The organism is Robbsia andropogonis, assembly GCF_034047095.1.
Taxonomy (GTDB): Bacteria; Pseudomonadota; Gammaproteobacteria; order Burkholderiales; family Burkholderiaceae; genus Robbsia; species Robbsia andropogonis.
This window is the reverse complement of the sequence record NZ_CP139170.1, coordinates 2,349,338-2,366,653: the sequence shown is the minus strand read 5'-3', so window position 1 is coordinate 2,366,653 and position 17,316 is coordinate 2,349,338. Positions and strand designations below refer to the sequence as shown.

Below are 17,316 nucleotides of genomic sequence, written 5' to 3'. Positions count from 1 at the left end.
GATTCTGGCAATCCGGACGAGAAGTGGGTCACCGCGTTTCTCCGGACGGGGTCTCCACCGTCGCCTCGGTGGTGGGCGTGCCGCCGCCATACGGAGCGGGCACGTCCGCCGCCAGCGGTACCGGCACCGTGGCCTCGTCCGCGAAGCGGGGCGCCTTGCCGATGGTGGCGGACGGGTCCACCGCGGCACCGGCTGGCAGGTTCGCAGGTGCCGCTGGGGCGGCGGAGGGCGCCGCCGGGTCACCGGTCAAGAACGTTTGTACCAGATAACGCGGGCGACCGCGGACCTGCTGGTAGATCCGTCCGATATATTCGCCAAGCAGCCCCAGAGCGAACAGGATGATTCCGATCATGAAGAAATTGATCGCGAACAGCGTGAAAACGCCTTGCACTTCCGCGCCCAGCATGAAGCGTCGGAACATCAGCAAAAAGAACAACGCGGCGGACCCGGCCGACATCAGCACGCCGACAAAGGAAAGCATCTGCAGCGGAACGACCGAGAAGCCGGTAACGAGATCGAAATTCAACCGGATCAACGAATACAGGGAATACTTCGATTCGCCCGCGAAACGCTCTTCGTGCGCCACATCGATTTCGATCGGATTTTGCGCGAACGTGTAGGCGAGGGCTGGAATGAAGGTATTGATCTCACCACACCGATTGATTGTCGAAATGATGCGCTTGCTGTATGCGCGCAGCATGCATCCCTGGTCGGTCATCTTGATGCGCGTGATTCGCTCACGCAGCCGGTTCATCCAATGCGATGCCTCGCGGCGGAACCAGCTGTCCTGACGATCGGAGCGGATCGTACCCACATAGTCGTAGCCCTCACGCATCTTGCTGACAAGCTTGCCGATTTCCTCGGGGGGGTTTTGCAGGTCGGCGTCGAGCGTGATGACGATTTCGCCGCGGGCGTATTCGAATCCGGACAGGATCGCCATGTGCTGGCCGTAGTTGCCGTTCAGCAGGATGACCCGCGTGACATCGTCCCGCACTGCAAACTGGTCGGCCAGCATGGCGGCGGAGCGGTCCCGGCTGCCATCGTTGATGAAGATGATTTCGTAGGTCGCGTCCAACGCGTCCAACGCGGGATAAAGGCGCTCGAACAAGGCGTTGAGGCCAGCTTCCTCGTTGTACACGGGAATGATGACGGAGAGCTCGGGTGACGTCATTGCAAATCGATGGTTCGTGAATTGAAAACGCGCGGCAGGGGTATTGACAACCGCAGGCGGCGCGTCATGGTGCGCATGGTTGCGCCAAGCGCGAGCACGGCGGACTGGTCGCGGACGATTCCGTCCAATACGAGGTCAGGCGGATCATGCCTCCCGCCAGCGATGCCGTGCGATAGCAGGGATGCGCGCGCTGTCAGAATTGCGCATCCACGGCGGCCACGACGCGGTCGACGTCGGCGTCCGTCATTGTCGTGAACAACGGCAGGGACACAGTGCCGGCACCAATCCGCTCGGTATGAGGCAACATGCCTTCACGGAAACCCCGTTGCCGATACAAGGTGAACAAATGGACCGCCGGGTAATGCACGCCGCTACCAATGCCACGCTCTTTCAGCGCGGTCATGAAATCCGCTCGCGCGGGGCGCCCCGGCTGTCCGACGGGTAGTACGATTTGGAACATATGCCAGTTGCTGTTGACGAAATCGGCCGGCGGCAATTCGACGCCGGCGCGACACGCGGCACCTTCGGTGAAACGGTCGAAGTAACGACGTGCCAGCGCCCGGCGGCGCTCCGTGAACCGCGCCAGATGCGGCAGTTGTCCCAAACCGACCCGCGCCGCGACATCGGTCAGGTTGAACTTGCCGCCTAGGACGTCGACATCCATGCCGTCCATGCCGGTGCGAGTCACCCCCTGGAGCCGGTACTTTTCGGCCAAACGGGCTTCCTCCGCGTTGTTCAACACCAACGCGCCGCCCTCGATCGACGTCAGGTTCTTGTTCGGGTGGAAACTGAACGAGACCAGATCGCCGAAGCTGCCGATCTCCTTGCCATTCCACGATGCGCCTAGCGCCTGGGCGGAGTCCTCTATGACTCGTAGGCCATGCCGTTGCGCGATGGCATGGAGCCGCGTCATATCCACCGGCAAGCCCGCCAGATGCACCGGCATCAACGCGCGCGTACGCGGGGTGATGGCGGCTTCGAGCTTGTCCAGGTCGATATTGCGCGTGGCCGGGTCGACATCCACGAATACCGGCGTCGCGCCCACGGCGATGATGACATTGCTGGTGGCTACCCAGGTCAACGCGGTCGTGATCACCTCGTCACCCGGCCCAATGCCTGCAATCCGCAACCCTATCTCGAGCGTGCCCGTGCCACTGTTGAACGTGCGTACCGGGCGACCGCCAAACCGTTCTGATAGTGCTGCCTCGAAACGTTGATTCTGCGGGCCCGTGGTAATCCAGCCGGACCGCAGGACATCGGCGACACCGGCAATGGTCTCCTCGTCGATCTCGGGGCGCGTGAAGGGCAGAAAATCGGCTTTGGCCGCAGGCGTTTGCGTCATAGAAACAGTTGTCCTCGTGCTGCGCGCCGCGGTGGCAGCGATGCGCGGATGCGATCATGCCATCAATCGCCTTGGGTATCCATTAAAGCACGCGATGGCGGTTCGCCAAAGCGCATCGTGGGCAAGGCCCCGTACCGTGGGCGTCGCCCGTGCGGGAAAGTGCCTCGCCCCGATTGTGCCATGCCTGGAGCCGGCTTCCGAAAAATCCGACTTTTCATGGTCTGTCGCGGGATACAACGACTCGTCGCGGGTCGTTGGCGATCACCGTCATCGGCACATTGTCGGCGCGCAGCGCGTCATATTGCGCCGGTGTCATTATCGCGAGCGCGGGGCCGCCATCCCGCCAGTGTTGCGCCCACTGCGCCAGCGCGGTTCGTGCCGCGTCCGATTCGGGTGAGGCTCCACGCACGGTGTTGTCTGGCATGTCAATGCCGATCATCGTGCGCCGCAAGGCGAACGCGATGGTCTCGTCGCGGCCGCCGAGTGCATAGAAGGGCCAATCGGCGGCGCCGTCTGGCGTCTGGGCCAGTGTCGAACGCACCCGTGCCGCCAACGGCGTGCCCGCGATCGGTCGTCCTAGCAGTTCGTGCGCATTCACTGCAATAGCCAGCGTCGCATACCAGGCCGCCACGTACACCAGCCATGCGCGGGCGCCCAGGCGCCGCGCCAGCGCGCCGGCGACGGCGAAACCCAGCAAGCCGACGCCGAGCGCGAGCCACAGCCACATCTGGTAGCGCCGGTAGAGCGCATTGGGCGTCGTCACGCTGCCGAAGTTCGACAAATACACAACGCTCAGCGCCAAGGTGATCAACAGCACCGCATAGCCGGCCAGATGTCGCCGAATGCGGCGCGGATCGCGACTCGGCAAATAAGCGCCCACCACCAAGGCTACCGCGGGGGTCAACGGCAAGAGATCCGCCACGCGCTTGGCATCGGACAGACTGAAAAAGACAAAGATCGATATCGACCAGGTCAGCAACAGTACCGCGGGAGAGAAACGATTCGTCTGGCGCGGCAATCTTATCGCGCGCCGCATACCCTGCCAGAGCAAGGACAGCCATGGCAATATGCCAATCAGCAATACGGGTACGACGAAGCTGATCGCGTCCGGCAGCGTGTTGTCGCGCCATCGGAAACGCCGGTCTGCCGCTTCGCCGAAACGGATGTACGAGGCGTCCGGATGGTGCCATTGCGACGCGATGAACCACGGTGCGCACAGCGCGAGAAAGACGAGTAGGCCGCTGAACAGGTGGAGGCGGCGCCAGACGCGGGCGTCGCGCGCGGCGAGCGAATAGATGACGAGGGCCAGCGCGGGTATCGCGATGCCTGTCAACCCCTTGCTGAGCAAGGCCAGCGCCATGGCTGCCCAGCAAAGCCACATCCAGCCGCGCTGTCCCCGGAGCGCGCTGACGGCGACGGTCACGCCCTTGCCACCCGTGCTGCTCATGTCGCGCTGCCCGATGGCCGGATGAGGCGCGCGTTGGGCCAGGAGAAACGTGCAGAGCACCACTGTCAGCATTGCGGACAGACCCATGTCCCGGGAGGCATAGTGTCCGAACAGATGCCAATACGGCGTGGCGACCATCGCGGCAGCGGCAAGGATGCCCGCGGGGCGGCCGAACAGACGCACGCCGGTGTACCCAACCAGCAAGATCGCGCCGAAGCCGCATAGCGCGGTCCATAGTCGGGCTTGCCATTCGCCAAGCCCGAATAGTGCGAAGCTGGCGGCGGTGGCCCAGATTTGCAACGGCGCGGTTTCCCCGTAGGGGGCGCCGTTGTAGCGCGGCGTGGTCCAGTCGCCGCTTGCCAGCATTTCCCGGGCAATTTCGGCATAGTGGCCTTCCTCGCTCGGCAGTAGCGAGCGGATGCCGAGCGGGGCGAACCAGGCCGCCGCGCACAGGATCACCAGCAGCAACACCGCGCCACGGGTCAGATTCATCGGCGCGCCGGGGACGGGCCCGCGCAAGGGTCTCACGGGGGAGATCAATCGCGCGTTTCGATCAACAACGCCGCTGCCACGCGACGGCCTTCACCGGCGAGGATGTTGAACGTCCGGCATGCCGCAGTGAGATCCATGGTCTCCACGCCGATGCGCTTGGCCGTCAACGCCGCATACAGGCGGGGATGACCGAAGCGGAGTGCGCGGCCTGTTCCCAGGAGGACCAGCTCCGGGGCCGCGGCGGCGAGCGGCGCGAAATGCGCGGCGTCGAATGCCTCGAAGCGCGCGGGTTCCCACGGCAGCACCGGGCCGTCCGGCATCAGCAGCACGCTGTGCGTGAAACGGGTCTTGTTGATCTCGACATAGTCATCGCCATACCCCGTGACGACATTCCGTACGCCAGCGCCTTCAGCGGATTCCTGCTCCAGTTTCACGCGTTGCTCCCTGTCCGCGATTGGACCAAACTCTGTCATAATTCACCCAATTATAGCGTCGCGCCGCCTCTCCCCACAGGGAACGCCGGCCGGTGTCCGCGCGGCCATCGCGTCTTCATCGGTCGCGCGGGGCGTCCGTGGACATCCTTACCCGGGCACGTACCGCACGTCTTTTATACCTGCCGCTCAACGCGCCGCATCGTTGCTCGGTGCCATCTCTGGTGTCGAAGCCCAGGTCTTTCATCCGCTTTTTGTTCCATTTGCCGCCGTGAAATCCATTCATAAATCGAACAAGCTGGCCAATGTCTGTTATGACATCCGAGGTCCGGTACTTGACGAGGCCCGCCGTCTCGAAGACGAAGGCCAGAAGATCATCAAGCTGAACATCGGCAATCTGGCACCGTTCGGTTTCGACGCGCCGGACGAGATCGTACAGGACATGATCCGTAACCTGCCCGCGTCGTCCGGTTATTCGGACTCGAAGGGCGTGTTCGCCGCGCGCAAGGCGGTCATGCATTACACGCAACAGAAGCATGTCGCGAACGTCGGCCTGGACGATATTTATATCGGAAACGGGGCATCGGAACTGATCGTGATGGCGATGCAGGGCTTGCTTAACGAGGGCGATGAAGTGCTGTTGCCGGCACCGGACTATCCGCTATGGACCGCGGCGGTGAGCCTGTCGGGCGGCACGCCGGTGCATTACATCTGCGACGAAAGGAATGACTGGTTGCCGGACATGGACGATATCCGCGCGAAAATCACGCCGAATACCCGTGCGATCGTGGTCATCAACCCTAACAATCCGACCGGCGCGCTGTATCCCGACGACCTGCTGCGCGAGATCATCGCGGTGGCGCGGGAGCATGACCTTATCCTCTACGCGGACGAGATCTACGACAAGATCCTGTATGACGGTGCGACCCATACGTCGATGGCCGCATTATCCGAGGATGTGCTTACGGTGACGTTCAACGGCTTATCGAAGAGCTATCGTTCATGCGGTTTTCGCGCCGGCTGGATGGTGGTGTCGGGTGACAAGCGGCGTGCCCGCGACTATATCGAGGGATTGAATATCCTGGCGTCGATGCGTCTGTGCGCGAATGTGCCAGGACAATATGCGATTCAGACGGCGCTGGGCGGTTATCAAAGCATCAATGACCTGTTGTTGCCGGGCGGTCGTCTCTATGAACAGCGTAACCTGGCATATGACATGCTGACCGCGATTCCGGGCGTGACCTGCGTCAAGCCGAAGGCGGCGTTATATCTGTTTCCACGCCTCGATCCGGCGATGTATCCGATTGCCGACGATCAGCAGTTCATCCTCGAATTGCTGCGCGAGGAGCGTGTGCTGCTGGTACAGGGCACCGGTTTCAACTGGGCCACGCCGGATCACTTCCGGGTGGTGTTCCTGCCAAACGTCGCGGATCTGAAGGTGTCGATCGAACGGATTGCCCGCTTCCTCGAAAGTTATCGAAAACGTCACGGCGCCTGAACGCCGCATCATTCATCACTTGGACTGACACTGCTGTATGGAATCGATCAAAGCAGGCCTACTGGGCTTTGGAACCGTTGGCGGCGGCACGTATTCGGTGCTTCGCCGGAATCAGGAAGAAATCAAGCGGCGCGCCGGACGGGGCATTGCAGTATCGCGCATCGCGGTGCGAACGCCAGCCAAGGCGCAGGCCGCGCTGGCCGCGATCGTGACGCGGGAAGCCGGTGCTGAAACCGGATCGGGCGCGGGTGACCTGCCGTTGATCGACAGTGATTTCGACGCCCTGGTGCGCGACCCCGGCATCGATATCGTCATCGAGACGATCGGCGGTACCGACCGCGCGCGGGAGTTGGTGCTGACGGCGATCGAAAACGGCAAGCACGTGGTCACGGCGAACAAGGCATTGCTCGCCGTTCATGGCATGGAGATCTTTCAGGCCGCGCACCGCAAGGGGGTGATGGTGGCGTTCGAGGCCGCGGTGGCCGGTGGTATTCCGATCATCAAGGCGCTGCGCGAAGGCCTGACCGCGAATCGCATTACGTGGATTGCCGGCATCATCAACGGCACCACCAATTTCATCTTGTCCGAGATGCGTGAGAAGGGGCTCGATTTCGCGACCGCCCTGGCGGATGCCCAGCGCCTCGGCTACGCTGAGGCGGATCCGACCTTCGACGTGGAAGGCGTGGATGCGGCGCATAAACTGACGTTGATGAGCGCGATCGCCTTCGGGGTGCCGATCCAGTTCGACCGTGCGCATATCGAAGGTATCAGCAAACTGGATGCGATCGACATCAAATACGCGGAGCAGCTCGGTTATCGCATCAAGCTGCTTGGCATCACCCGTCGCGCTGCCAAGGGCATCGAGTTGCGCGTGCATCCGACCCTGGTACCGTCATCGATGCTGATCGCAAACGTCGAAGGCGCGATGAATGCGGTGGCGGTGCAGGGCGATGCGGTGGGTACGACGCTTTACTACGGCAAGGGCGCGGGCGCCGAGCCGACCGCGTCGGCGGTGGTCGCCGACCTGGTCGACGTCACGCGCCTGCATACGGCTGACCCGGAGCACCGTACGCCACACCTGGCATTCCAACCGGATCAGCTGTCCGACCTGCCGGTATTGCCGATCGACCAGATCACCAGCGCGTATTACCTGCGCCTGCGTGTAGCGGATCAGCCGGGCGTGCTGGCGGCCATTGCAACCTTGCTGTCGGACCGCGGCATCTCGGTGGATGCGCTGATCCAGAAGGAATCGCGGGAAGGCGAGGGCGAGACCGACCTGATCGTGCTGACCCATGCAACGGTCGAAGGCAATCTGCGTCTGGCGCTGGCGCAGATCGAGGCGTTGCCGAGCGTCAAGTCGCCTGTGTCGCTGCTGCGCACCGAAAACCTGTAAAAGCGAAATCCGTAAAAGGCCCTCCATGCACTACGTTTCCACCCGAGCCCCCCGCGCCGGACATGCTTTCAGCGCCGCGCCCGAGGCAGCCGGCGCGCTTGCCACGTCGGTCGACGGCAAGCCGGCCGAGGCCGTCGCACGTTTCTCCGATATCCTGCTGGCAGGCTTGGCGCCCGATGGCGGCCTTTTCATGCCGGCGCGCTATCCGCAGGTCAATGCGGCGCTGCTGGAGAAGTGGCGCACGCTGTCATACGCCGATCTGGCGTTCGAAGTGCTGTCGCTGTATTGCGACGATCTGCCGTCCGAGGATCTGCGCGGGCTGCTGCGCCGGACCTACACATCCGAGGTCTATTGCAATCTGCGCGATGGCCAGCGGGCCGCCGACATCACGCCGCTGAAGGTGCTCGGTGAGGAGCCCGTGGCGGGCGGCGCCGGGAAGACGACGCTGGCGTTGCTCGAATTGTCGAACGGACCGACGCTGGCCTTCAAGGACATGGCGATGCAGTTGCTGGGCAGCCTGTTCGAGTATGTTCTGGCCAGGCAGGGCGAGACACTGAATATCCTGGGCGCGACGTCGGGCGATACCGGCAGCGCCGCGGAATACGCGATGCGCGGCAAGCGCGGCGTGCGGGTGTTCATGCTGTCTCCGCACGGCAAGATGAGCCCGTTCCAAAGCGCGCAGATGTATAGCCTGCAAGATTCGAATATCTTCAATCTCGCGGTGGAAGGGGTGTTCGACGATTGCCAGGATATCGTCAAGGCCGTCTCCAACGACCACGCCTTCAAGGCGGCGCATCGCATCGGCACGGTGAACTCGATCAACTGGGCTCGCGTCGTGGCGCAGGTGGTGTATTACTTCAAGGGCTATCTCGCGGCTACCGAAGGCCTGTCCTACATCGAGGGCGCGATGCCCCCGGTGTCGTTCACGGTGCCCTCGGGTAACTTCGGCAACGTCTGCGCTGGTCATATCGCGCGGATGATGGGGCTGCCGATCCGCAAGCTGGTGGTCGCGACGAATGAAAACGACGTGCTTGACGAGTTCTTTCGCACTGGCCAGTACCGCGTGCGGACGGCGGCGCAGACCTTGCAGACCAGCAGCCCGAGCATGGATATCTCGAAAGCGTCGAATTTCGAGCGTTTCGTGTTCGATCTGCTCGATCGCGACGGTGCGGCCCTGAACACGTTGTTTGGCAAGGTCGACCGTGAGGGCGGTTTTAGTCTGGCCGGCACCGCGGCATACGACCGTATTGCCGATTTCGGTTTCGTTTCCGGCCGCAGTGATCACGCGCAGCGTCTTGCCGTCATCCGTGACATCGACACGCGTTACAAGACAACGATCGATACCCATACGGCCGATGGTGTGCATACTGCGCGGCAATACCTGGAAGCCGGTGTGCCGATGATCGTGCTGGAGACCGCGCAGCCGGTGAAGTTTGGCGAGACCATCAAGGAAGCGTTGGGGCGTGAGCCCGAGCGGCCGCATGCGTTCGCGGGTATCGAGGCGCTGCCGCAGCGCAGCACGGTGATCCCGGCGGATGTCGACGCGGTCAAGGCATTCATTACGGCGCATACTGGTGGGGACTGAGCGGCCGGTGGCGGGCCACGCATGCAAGGTGTTGGACGTTGTCTGACACCGGGGCCGCCGCTCGCGACTTTCCTATTTTTGCTCCTGTTTTTCCAAGCCATGTCAGAAGACGTCACGCCTCGCCCGAATGAAATTGGCACGCCCGCAGGTGCGCAGTCGGGGTCTACACGCTCGGTGCGGGCAACACCGCCTGCCGGCCACGCACCGATGCTATCCACCGCCGAAGCGTTGCGGATCTTGCTGGCGGCCGCTGGCACGTCGCCGGGCGATGGTGGGAATGGCGCCTACGGCAAGGCGTCTTACGCCGGGTATTCGGAAGCGGAAACGGTGTCGACCGAAGCCGCGCTGGGGCGGGTGCTCGCGGCGGATATCATCTCGCCCATCGATGTTCCGCCCATGGACGTCAGTGCGATGGACGGCTATGCGGTGCGGCTTGCAGAGCTCGCGGTGCATATCGGGGCTGCCGCTGGTGATCATGCTGATGTCACCCCGTTGGGGCAGCCTTTCCCGGTGTCCCAGCGCATTCCGGCGGGCGCCGCGCCGGGGCCGCTGGCACCGGCGTCGGTCGCGCGAATATTCACCGGCGCGCCGGTGCCGGAGCATGCCGATCTCGTTGTGATCCAGGAAGAGGCGAAGGTCGACGCCAACGGGGTTCGTTTCGTGTTGGATGGTCCCCCCCGCGCCGGGCAGTGGATCAATCGGCGCGGCGCAGACATACGGGCCGGCGCGGTCATCCTGCCTCGCGGAACGCGTTTGACGCCGCAGGCCCTTGGGCTTGCCGCGTCGGTTGGTGTGGGAGCCTTGCCGGTCGTGCCGCGCTTGAAGGTGGCCATCCTGTTCACCGGCGATGAATTGCGCCGTCCGGGCGACGCGCTGGAACCCGGCGCCATCTATAACTCGAATCGCTACACGTTGGGGGGCCTGCTGCAGGCGCTCGGCTGCGACGTCACAGACTTCGGCATCGTCGCGGATCGGCTCGACGCCACCCGTGCGGTGCTGCGTGATGCCGCGTCCTCGCACGATCTCGTGCTGGCAAGTGGCGGGGTATCGGTGGGGGAAGAAGATCATGTCAAGGCGGCGGTGGAAGCGGAAGGTGCCTTGTCGCTCTGGAAGATCGCCATGAAACCGGGCAAGCCACTGGCCTTTGGCAGTCTGCGGACACCCGGCGCCGGCAGCACGTTTTTTATCGGACTGCCAGGCAATCCGGTATCGACCTTTGTCACCTTTCTGCTTTTCGTTCGACCGTTCATCCTGCGCTTGCAAGGCGTATCGGATGTCACGCCGAAGGCCCTGCAGGCACGTGCGGACTTCGCCGTGAAGGGCGATCGGCGCAACGAATTCCTGCGCGTGCGCCTGAATGCCGGCGGTGGCCTGGACCTGTACCCGACGCAAAGTTCGGCGGTCCTGACCTCGACGGTCTGGGGCGATGGCCTGGTGGACAATCCACCGGGACGCGACATCGCACCAGGCGATCCGGTGCGCTACCTCCCGTTTTCCGACCTGTTGTTCTAATGCTTGCGAGACGCACGCCATGAAAATCGCCTTACGTTATTTCGCCAGCCTGCGGGAGGCTGTCGGCACCGCCGAAGAGCAGGTTGCCGTCCCTGATGCCGTGACCACGGTGGGGGACGTGCGCACGTGGTTGTGCCAGCGTGGCGGCGTCTGGGCGGATGCGCTCGCGGCGACACGGCCGTTACGCATGGCATGCAATCACGAAATGACGGGCGCGGGGACGCGCCTGTCGCCCGGATGCGAAGTGGCCTTCTTTCCACCGGTCACGGGCGGCTGACGGTCAGGGAGGACGAACGATGAGCGACGCCATCCGCATCGTGGTTCAGGAAGCCGATTTCGACACGGGACAGGAATTGACTGCACTTCGCGTTGCGCACCCCGGAGCCGGCGCCGTGGTGGCCTTCGTCGGCGCGGTCCGCGACATCAGTGGCGGCGCGGCAGTCGACATGCTGGAACTCGAGCACTATCCCGGGATGACGGAACGGGCACTGGCGGACATCGTGGCGCAAGCGGCAAGGCGTTGGCCTTTTCAGGGGGTGACGGTGATCCATCGCTACGGCGGCCCGTTGCGGCCGACCGACCAGATTGTGCTAGTGGCCGTCGCCAGCGCGCATCGCGGTGAAGCGTTCTCGGCCTGTGAGTTCATCATGGACTATCTGAAGACCGAGGCGCCGTTCTGGAAGAAGGAGGGGACAGGCGGGGCGCGGCGGTGGGTCGACGCGCGGGAAACGGATGATCATGCGCGCAGTCGGTGGGGGGGCGGAGGGTAGGCTGATGAGCGCGTCCGGCAATGTGTTTTCCGTCTTGTGGGCACCACGAAGTGCATATTGGCACGCTTGGCATGTGAAAAATCTCATGAGGATGCCTGATGTTCTTGTAAGCCCTTTCGCAAGCCTGCCAGCACGCTTGGAGCCAGACGCAAGGTGTCCATTTGGTCGATAGGCTTGATCAGCGCCACGACGACGAAAGAATTCGTCGCGCGCTCTTGAAATAATTACCAGCCGCCGCATCTAGGAAGCATGAATTTCAAGACGAATGCTGAAATGCCTGGAGGGTCTCCGTGAGAATCGACAAGCTGACAACCAAGTTCCAAGAAGCCGTTGCCGACGCACAAAGTCTCGCGGTGGGTCGCGACAATCAATATATCGATCCGCTGCATCTGCTTGCTGCCTTGCTGGCGCAAACCGACGGTTCGACGCGGTCGTTGCTTTCGCGTGCCGGCGTTCAGTTGCAACCATTGCAAGCGGCTGTCACGCAGGCGATGGATCGCTTGCCGAAGGTGCAGGGCACGGACGGCAACGTCCAGGTGAGCCGCGAACTGACCGGCTTGTTCAATCAGGCCGACCGGGAAGCGCAGAAGCAGGGCGACGCGTACATTTCGACTGAAATGTTTCTGCTTGCGCTGGTGGACGACAAGAGCGATGCGGGCCGGCTGTTGCGTGAGCATGGCCTGAGCCGCAAGACGCTGGATGCCGCCGTGCAAGCGGTGCGGGGCGGTGAACCGGTCAATAGCGCCGACGCCGAGAGCCAGCGCGAAGCGTTGAAAAAATACACGTTGGACCTGACCGAACGGGCACGGTCGGGCAAGCTCGATCCGGTGATCGGGCGCGATGACGAAATCCGTCGTGCCATCCAGATCCTGCAACGCCGGACCAAGAACAATCCCGTCCTGATCGGTGAGCCGGGCGTGGGTAAGACCGCGATCGTGGAAGGGTTGGCGCAACGGATCGTCAATGGGGAAGTACCGGAGTCGTTGAAGAACAAGCGTGTGTTGGTGCTCGACATGGCGTTATTGCTCGCGGGCGCGAAATATCGCGGCGAGTTCGAGGAACGGCTGAAGGCCGTCCTCAGCGACGTGGCCAAGGACGAGGGCCAGACAATCGTTTTTATCGACGAAATCCACACGATGGTGGGCGCCGGCAAGGCCGAGGGCGCGATGGATGCGGGCAATATGCTCAAACCCGCGCTTGCCCGTGGCGAACTGCATTGCATCGGCGCGACCACGCTTGACGAATATCGGAAGTACATCGAAAAGGACGCGGCGCTGGAGCGGCGTTTCCAACGTGTCCAGGTGGATGAGCCCTCGGTGGAGGCTACCATCGCGATCCTGCGTGGTTTGCAGGAGAAGTACGAGCTGCATCATGGCGTGGAAATCACCGATCCGGCGATTGTCGCGGCGGCGGAACTCAGTCATCGCTACATCACCGATCGCTTCCTGCCGGATAAGGCGATCGACTTGATTGACGAGGCGGCATCGCGAATCAAGATGGAAATCGACTCGAAGCCGGAAGAGATGGATCGGCTCGATCGGCGTCTGATCCAGTTGAAGATCGAACGTGAAGCAGTGCGCAAGGAGAAGGACGAGGCATCACAGAAACGGCTCGGCCTGATCGAGGATGAAATCGAACGTTTGCAGCGGGAGTATGCTGATCTCGAAGAGATCTGGACCGCGGAAAAAGCGGCGGTGCTGGGTAGCGCGCAACTGAAGGAAGAAATCGAGCGCGTACGTGCCGATATCGTCAAGCTGCAGCGGGAAGGCCGCCTGGATAAGGTCGCGGAGTTGCAATACGGCAAGTTGCCGCAATTGGAAGCGCGGCTGAAGGACGCGACGCAGGCCGAAGCGAATCAGGGTACCGGCGAGGCGGCACGTCCGCGCCTGTTGCGCACGCAAGTAGGCGCCGAGGAGATCGCCGAAGTGGTGTCGCGGTCCACCGGTATTCCGGTGTCGCGGATGATGCAGGGCGAGCGTGACAAGCTGCTGCATATCGAAGACAAGCTGCACGAGCGCGTGGTTGGCCAGGATGAGGCGATCACCGCCGTGGCGGACGCGATCCGTCGTTCGCGCGCCGGCTTATCGGATCCGAATCGGCCATATGGTTCCTTCCTGTTCCTCGGGCCGACGGGCGTGGGGAAGACGGAACTGTGCAAGGCCCTGGCGGGCTTCCTGTTCGATTCGGAAGAACAATTGATCCGGATCGACATGAGCGAGTTCATGGAAAAGCACAGCGTGGCCCGGCTGATTGGCGCGCCGCCTGGTTATGTCGGCTACGAGGAGGGCGGATACCTGACTGAGGCCGTACGACGCAAGCCGTACAGCGTTATCCTGCTCGACGAAATCGAGAAGGCGCATCCGGACGTCTTCAACGTTCTGCTGCAGGTGCTGGACGATGGCCGGATGACCGATGGACAGGGCCGCACCGTGGACTTCAAGAATACGGTGATCGTGATGACGTCGAATCTCGGGTCGCAGTTGATCCAGTCGATGGTGGATGCACCCCAGGAAGAGGTTCGCTCGGCGGTATGGGACGAAGTGAAACTGCATTTCCGGCCGGAGTTTCTGAACCGGATAGATGAAGTGGTCGTGTTCCACGCTTTGGATCGTTCGAACATCGAGGCCATCGCGAAGATCCAGTTACGCGTGCTCACCGAGCGCCTGGCAAAGATGGATATGCAACTGGATGTCAGCGACGCCGCCCTGGCGGAAATCGCGAAGGTCGGGTACGACCCCTTGTTCGGCGCGCGGCCGTTGAAGCGCGCGATCCAGCAGGAGATCGAGAATCCGGTGGCAAAGCTGATCCTGAGCGGCAAGTTTGGCGCGAAGGACGTCATCCCGGTCGATTTCAATGAAGGGGCGTTTTCCTTCGAGCGGATCGTCCACTAAAGCGTGTCGTCTTATCGTTGTACCGATGCCCCCATGCGCCACGAGCGTGCCGTGCATGGGGGCATTTTGTCGTGCCTGAGCGTGGCCCGTTCGTGCCCGACGTCAATGGTGACGCATCAAGTGACAATGCCTGAGCGCGGGCCGTCGTCAGTTGTGAATCGCTTTCCTGGCATTCGCGGTGACAACATCGCAGCGGTACACCGTCGTTTGTCGATACGTGTGGCCAGGACGGAGTATCACGCCAGCCGCATCGCCCGTATTGATCTGGTTTGGCTGCGCCTGCGTCTCGAAACACAGGGCGGCATGTGGCTGCAGCGTGCGGCCGCGTCCATCGATGACGCCACCGAGGTTGGCCGCGGTATAGAACTGCACCGTGCGTTCCGTCGTCGATACCTGCAGCCGGCGTCCGGAGTGCGGGTCGATGGCTTCTGCAACGTTCCGTATCGGTGTTTCGATCCGGTCCGGCGCCGCGAGCAGGTAGCAATGATCATATCCGTGCATTGCCACCAGGGCCGGATCGCGTGTGGCCAGGCGCGCGCCCACCGCGGCGCCATCGCGCAGATCGAAGACCGATCCCGCTACCGGCACCTGCCGCTGCGGGATACCGTGCACGTCAGGTAGCAGGACCGCGTCGGCGTCGATGCGCACGACGTAATCCAGGATCGTGCCGGCATCCTCGGGGTGGCCGGTGGTATTGAGATTGAAATAACTGTGATTCGTCACATTGAACGGCGTGGGGGCGGACGTTTGCGCGTCGTAGTCGATGCGTACCGACGCGCCGTCGAACGTATAACGGACTGTCAGCGTCAACGCTCCCGGAAAGCCACTGTCGCCGTCAGGAGAGTGCAACGTGAAAGTGACGCCGTCGCCTGCCGGGGAGACCGCATGCTCCCAGACCATCCGATCGAAGCCGTGATAGCCGCCGTGCAGCGTATTGGTACCATCATTGGTATCCAGCGTGTATTCCCGGCCGTCCAATGTGAAACGCGCATCGGCGATGCGGTTGGCGTAGCGGCCGATCGTGCCGCCCATGTGCGTGCTGCTGTCGAGATAGGCTTGCGGCGTGGCGAAGCCCAGGATGATATTGTCGAAGTCACCATTGCGATCGGGCGCATACCACTGCAATAGCGTCGCCCCCAGGTTGCTGACCACCGCGCGGGCACCGTTTCGGGCACGTAATGTGAATTGATGCACCGTCGTGCCACCATTGATCGTGCCCCAGGGGCGGGCTTCGCATGCAATAGTCGTCATGGTGGTTGTGTTCTCCTGAAGTCGTGTTGTCCGTTGCAAACGCGCGCCAGCACGCGCGCGACCATTTTGCTAGTCTATGCGCATTGTCCGCTCCGCCATGCCTCTACCGTGAGCCGTAACGACGCATCTCTTTCGTCTGCGACCGATGCAGATGCTGCCGCGCAGTCGGCTTGCCACGTATTCGTCTATGGCACGTTGCGGTATGGCGAGATCAACGATATCGGATTGGCCGCCGCGCGCCATGGTCGTCCGGAACTCCCCGCACCGGTGCTTGTCGCACGAGGACGTGTCAAGGGGAAACTGGTCGACTTTGGCAGTTGGCCCGGACTCTTGCCAGACGGTGCATCCCCTTCGTATGCCGGGGTCGCGCCACCAGCCGGGACACAGGTCGTGGGCGATATCTTCCGCATCGATCGCGCCTTGCTTCCCATTCTGGACGAGATCGAGGGGATTCGTCCGGATGGTCGCGAAGCGTTCTATCGGGATGAGGTCGACGTGGCGGATATCGCGTGGTTGGGTGACACGCCGGCCACGGCAACACGGAGCACGGCGTTTGCAGGGTCCATGCAGGTGCTTCCAGGCGGCGTGCACGCGCCACGTACCGGCGTGATGGTCAAGCGGGAGGGGGCGGCCTGTTTGAGATGCTTCTTCTATCCGGTCGACATTCAGGCCGGTCGTGGCTTGCCCGTCATTCCAGGCGGCGACTGGATCGCATATCGCCTTGCACGCTCGGGCGGCGCCAACGCATGAGGCGATATTGAACCGGCATGCGTACGTGACCTGAAAAATCGCCATGCCGGTGCGCCGGACGCGAGGTTGTCGGCGAGGCTCGACGGAGGAGGCGGCGACGTTTGCCATGGCATTTTGGCGCGGCGCGCGACGTACTAGAATGGACCTGCGGCCTGGTTCGGCATCTGACCGTGCGTCATGTCCATCCGCGCTGGCACATGGTGCAATCGCGCACTATCAACGGCGTTCCTCCGACCGGGAGCTTCAGCCATGTTCAAGCACATCCTTGTACCCACCGACGGTTCCGAACTGTCGCAAAAGGCGGTGGATGCCGCCGTCCAACTGGCTGCCACGACGGGAGGTACGCTGACCGGCTATGCGTGTCTGCCGGAATACCCCGTGTCCCCTTTCACCGAGGTCATTGTCGAGCCGCCAATGGATTTTCATTTGCGCTGTGAACGGGATGCCTGGCGGCATCTGGATAAAGTGTCGTCGCTGGCCGCTTCGCGTGGCGTGCGGTGCAATACCCGCATAAGCACGCATGCGTCCCCCTATCTCGGCATTATCGAGGCGGCGGAAGGCGAGGGTTGCGATGTGATCCTGATGGCGTCTCACGGACGCCATGGCCTGGCGCGCATGCTGGTGGGCAGCGAAACGCAACGTGTGCTGTCCCACACGCGGATTCCCGTCTTGATATACCGGTGAGGGATCCCGTCGCGCCGGACATCGCTTTGCGCCCGAAACCCGTTTTTCGATCCCATTTTCGGCACCCGCCGCGCTGGCCGACGGGTGCCTGTAGGCGTC

General features: G+C 62.7%; 14 protein-coding genes. 9 read left to right on the top strand and 5 right to left on the bottom strand.

Features of this window, described 5'->3' with window-relative positions; all coding sequences use genetic code 11:
* Positions 1 to 28: 28 nt before the first annotated feature.
* The 4 genes from SJQ66_RS23805 to SJQ66_RS23790 form a co-directional block, all read right to left on the bottom strand.
* Positions 29 to 1,171 carry a glycosyltransferase gene (locus SJQ66_RS23805; RefSeq protein ID WP_024901240.1) on the bottom strand — a complete coding sequence of 381 codons (1,143 nt, stop codon included), beginning with the start codon at positions 1,169 to 1,171 and terminating at the stop codon, positions 29 to 31.
* A 193-nt stretch (positions 1,172 to 1,364) separates the two neighbouring features.
* The gene (locus SJQ66_RS23800) at positions 1,365 to 2,513 is read right to left on the bottom strand and encodes a DegT/DnrJ/EryC1/StrS family aminotransferase (RefSeq protein ID WP_320534621.1); all 1,149 of its coding nucleotides are present in this window, start codon (positions 2,511 to 2,513) and stop codon (positions 1,365 to 1,367) included.
* Between the two features lie 214 nt (positions 2,514 to 2,727).
* Entirely contained in the window at positions 2,728 to 4,452 is a 1,725-nt protein-coding gene (locus SJQ66_RS23795) for a glycosyltransferase family 39 protein (protein WP_024901239.1), read from the bottom strand.
* A gap of 44 nt (positions 4,453 to 4,496) precedes the next feature.
* On the bottom strand, positions 4,497 to 4,886 hold the full coding sequence (locus tag SJQ66_RS23790; protein WP_024901238.1) for an Mth938-like domain-containing protein: 390 nt from the start codon (positions 4,884 to 4,886) through the stop codon (positions 4,497 to 4,499).
* Between the two features lie 268 nt (positions 4,887 to 5,154).
* On the opposite strand from SJQ66_RS23790, the gene SJQ66_RS23785 reads away from it, so the two are divergent.
* The 7 genes from SJQ66_RS23785 to clpB all read left to right on the top strand — a co-directional run bounded on the left by SJQ66_RS23785 (position 5,155) and on the right by clpB (position 14,532).
* A complete protein-coding gene (locus SJQ66_RS23785) occupies positions 5,155 to 6,381 on the top strand; it encodes a pyridoxal phosphate-dependent aminotransferase (RefSeq protein ID WP_024901237.1) in 1,227 nt (408 codons plus the stop codon).
* 37 nt (positions 6,382 to 6,418) lie between these two features.
* Positions 6,419 to 7,774, top strand: coding sequence for a homoserine dehydrogenase (locus SJQ66_RS23780; protein WP_046153368.1), 1,356 nt, complete (start codon positions 6,419 to 6,421; stop codon positions 7,772 to 7,774).
* Between the two features lie 25 nt (positions 7,775 to 7,799).
* On the top strand, positions 7,800 to 9,359 hold the full coding sequence (gene thrC, locus SJQ66_RS23775) for a threonine synthase (RefSeq protein WP_320534620.1): 1,560 nt from the start codon (positions 7,800 to 7,802) through the stop codon (positions 9,357 to 9,359).
* Positions 9,360 to 9,566: 207 nt separating this feature from the next.
* The gene (locus SJQ66_RS23770; protein WP_024901234.1) at positions 9,567 to 10,871 is read left to right on the top strand and encodes a molybdopterin molybdotransferase MoeA; all 1,305 of its coding nucleotides are present in this window, start codon (positions 9,567 to 9,569) and stop codon (positions 10,869 to 10,871) included.
* A gap of 19 nt (positions 10,872 to 10,890) precedes the next feature.
* Positions 10,891 to 11,148 (top strand): molybdopterin converting factor subunit 1, encoded by a 258-nt coding sequence (gene moaD / locus SJQ66_RS23765; protein WP_024901233.1) that lies wholly within the window; start codon positions 10,891 to 10,893, stop codon positions 11,146 to 11,148.
* Positions 11,149 to 11,167: 19 nt separating this feature from the next.
* The gene (gene moaE / locus SJQ66_RS23760; RefSeq protein WP_301290898.1) at positions 11,168 to 11,641 is read left to right on the top strand and encodes a molybdopterin synthase catalytic subunit MoaE; all 474 of its coding nucleotides are present in this window, start codon (positions 11,168 to 11,170) and stop codon (positions 11,639 to 11,641) included.
* A 290-nt stretch (positions 11,642 to 11,931) separates the two neighbouring features.
* Positions 11,932 to 14,532 (top strand): ATP-dependent chaperone ClpB, encoded by a 2,601-nt coding sequence (clpB, locus tag SJQ66_RS23755; protein WP_046153367.1) that lies wholly within the window; start codon positions 11,932 to 11,934, stop codon positions 14,530 to 14,532.
* Positions 14,533 to 14,679: 147 nt separating this feature from the next.
* Here clpB and SJQ66_RS23750 read toward each other — a convergent pair whose 3' ends face one another.
* On the bottom strand, positions 14,680 to 15,783 hold the full coding sequence (locus SJQ66_RS23750) for an aldose epimerase family protein (protein WP_320534619.1): 1,104 nt from the start codon (positions 15,781 to 15,783) through the stop codon (positions 14,680 to 14,682).
* A 108-nt stretch (positions 15,784 to 15,891) separates the two neighbouring features.
* Here SJQ66_RS23750 and SJQ66_RS23745 point away from each other — a divergent pair, with 108 nt between their 5' ends.
* Positions 15,892 to 16,533, top strand: a complete 642-nt coding sequence (locus tag SJQ66_RS23745) for a gamma-glutamylcyclotransferase family protein (protein WP_320534618.1) — start codon at positions 15,892 to 15,894, stop codon at positions 16,531 to 16,533.
* A gap of 249 nt (positions 16,534 to 16,782) precedes the next feature.
* Entirely contained in the window at positions 16,783 to 17,217 is a 435-nt protein-coding gene (locus SJQ66_RS23740) for a universal stress protein (RefSeq protein ID WP_024901228.1), read from the top strand.
* The last annotated feature ends 99 nt before the right edge of the window (positions 17,218 to 17,316 follow it).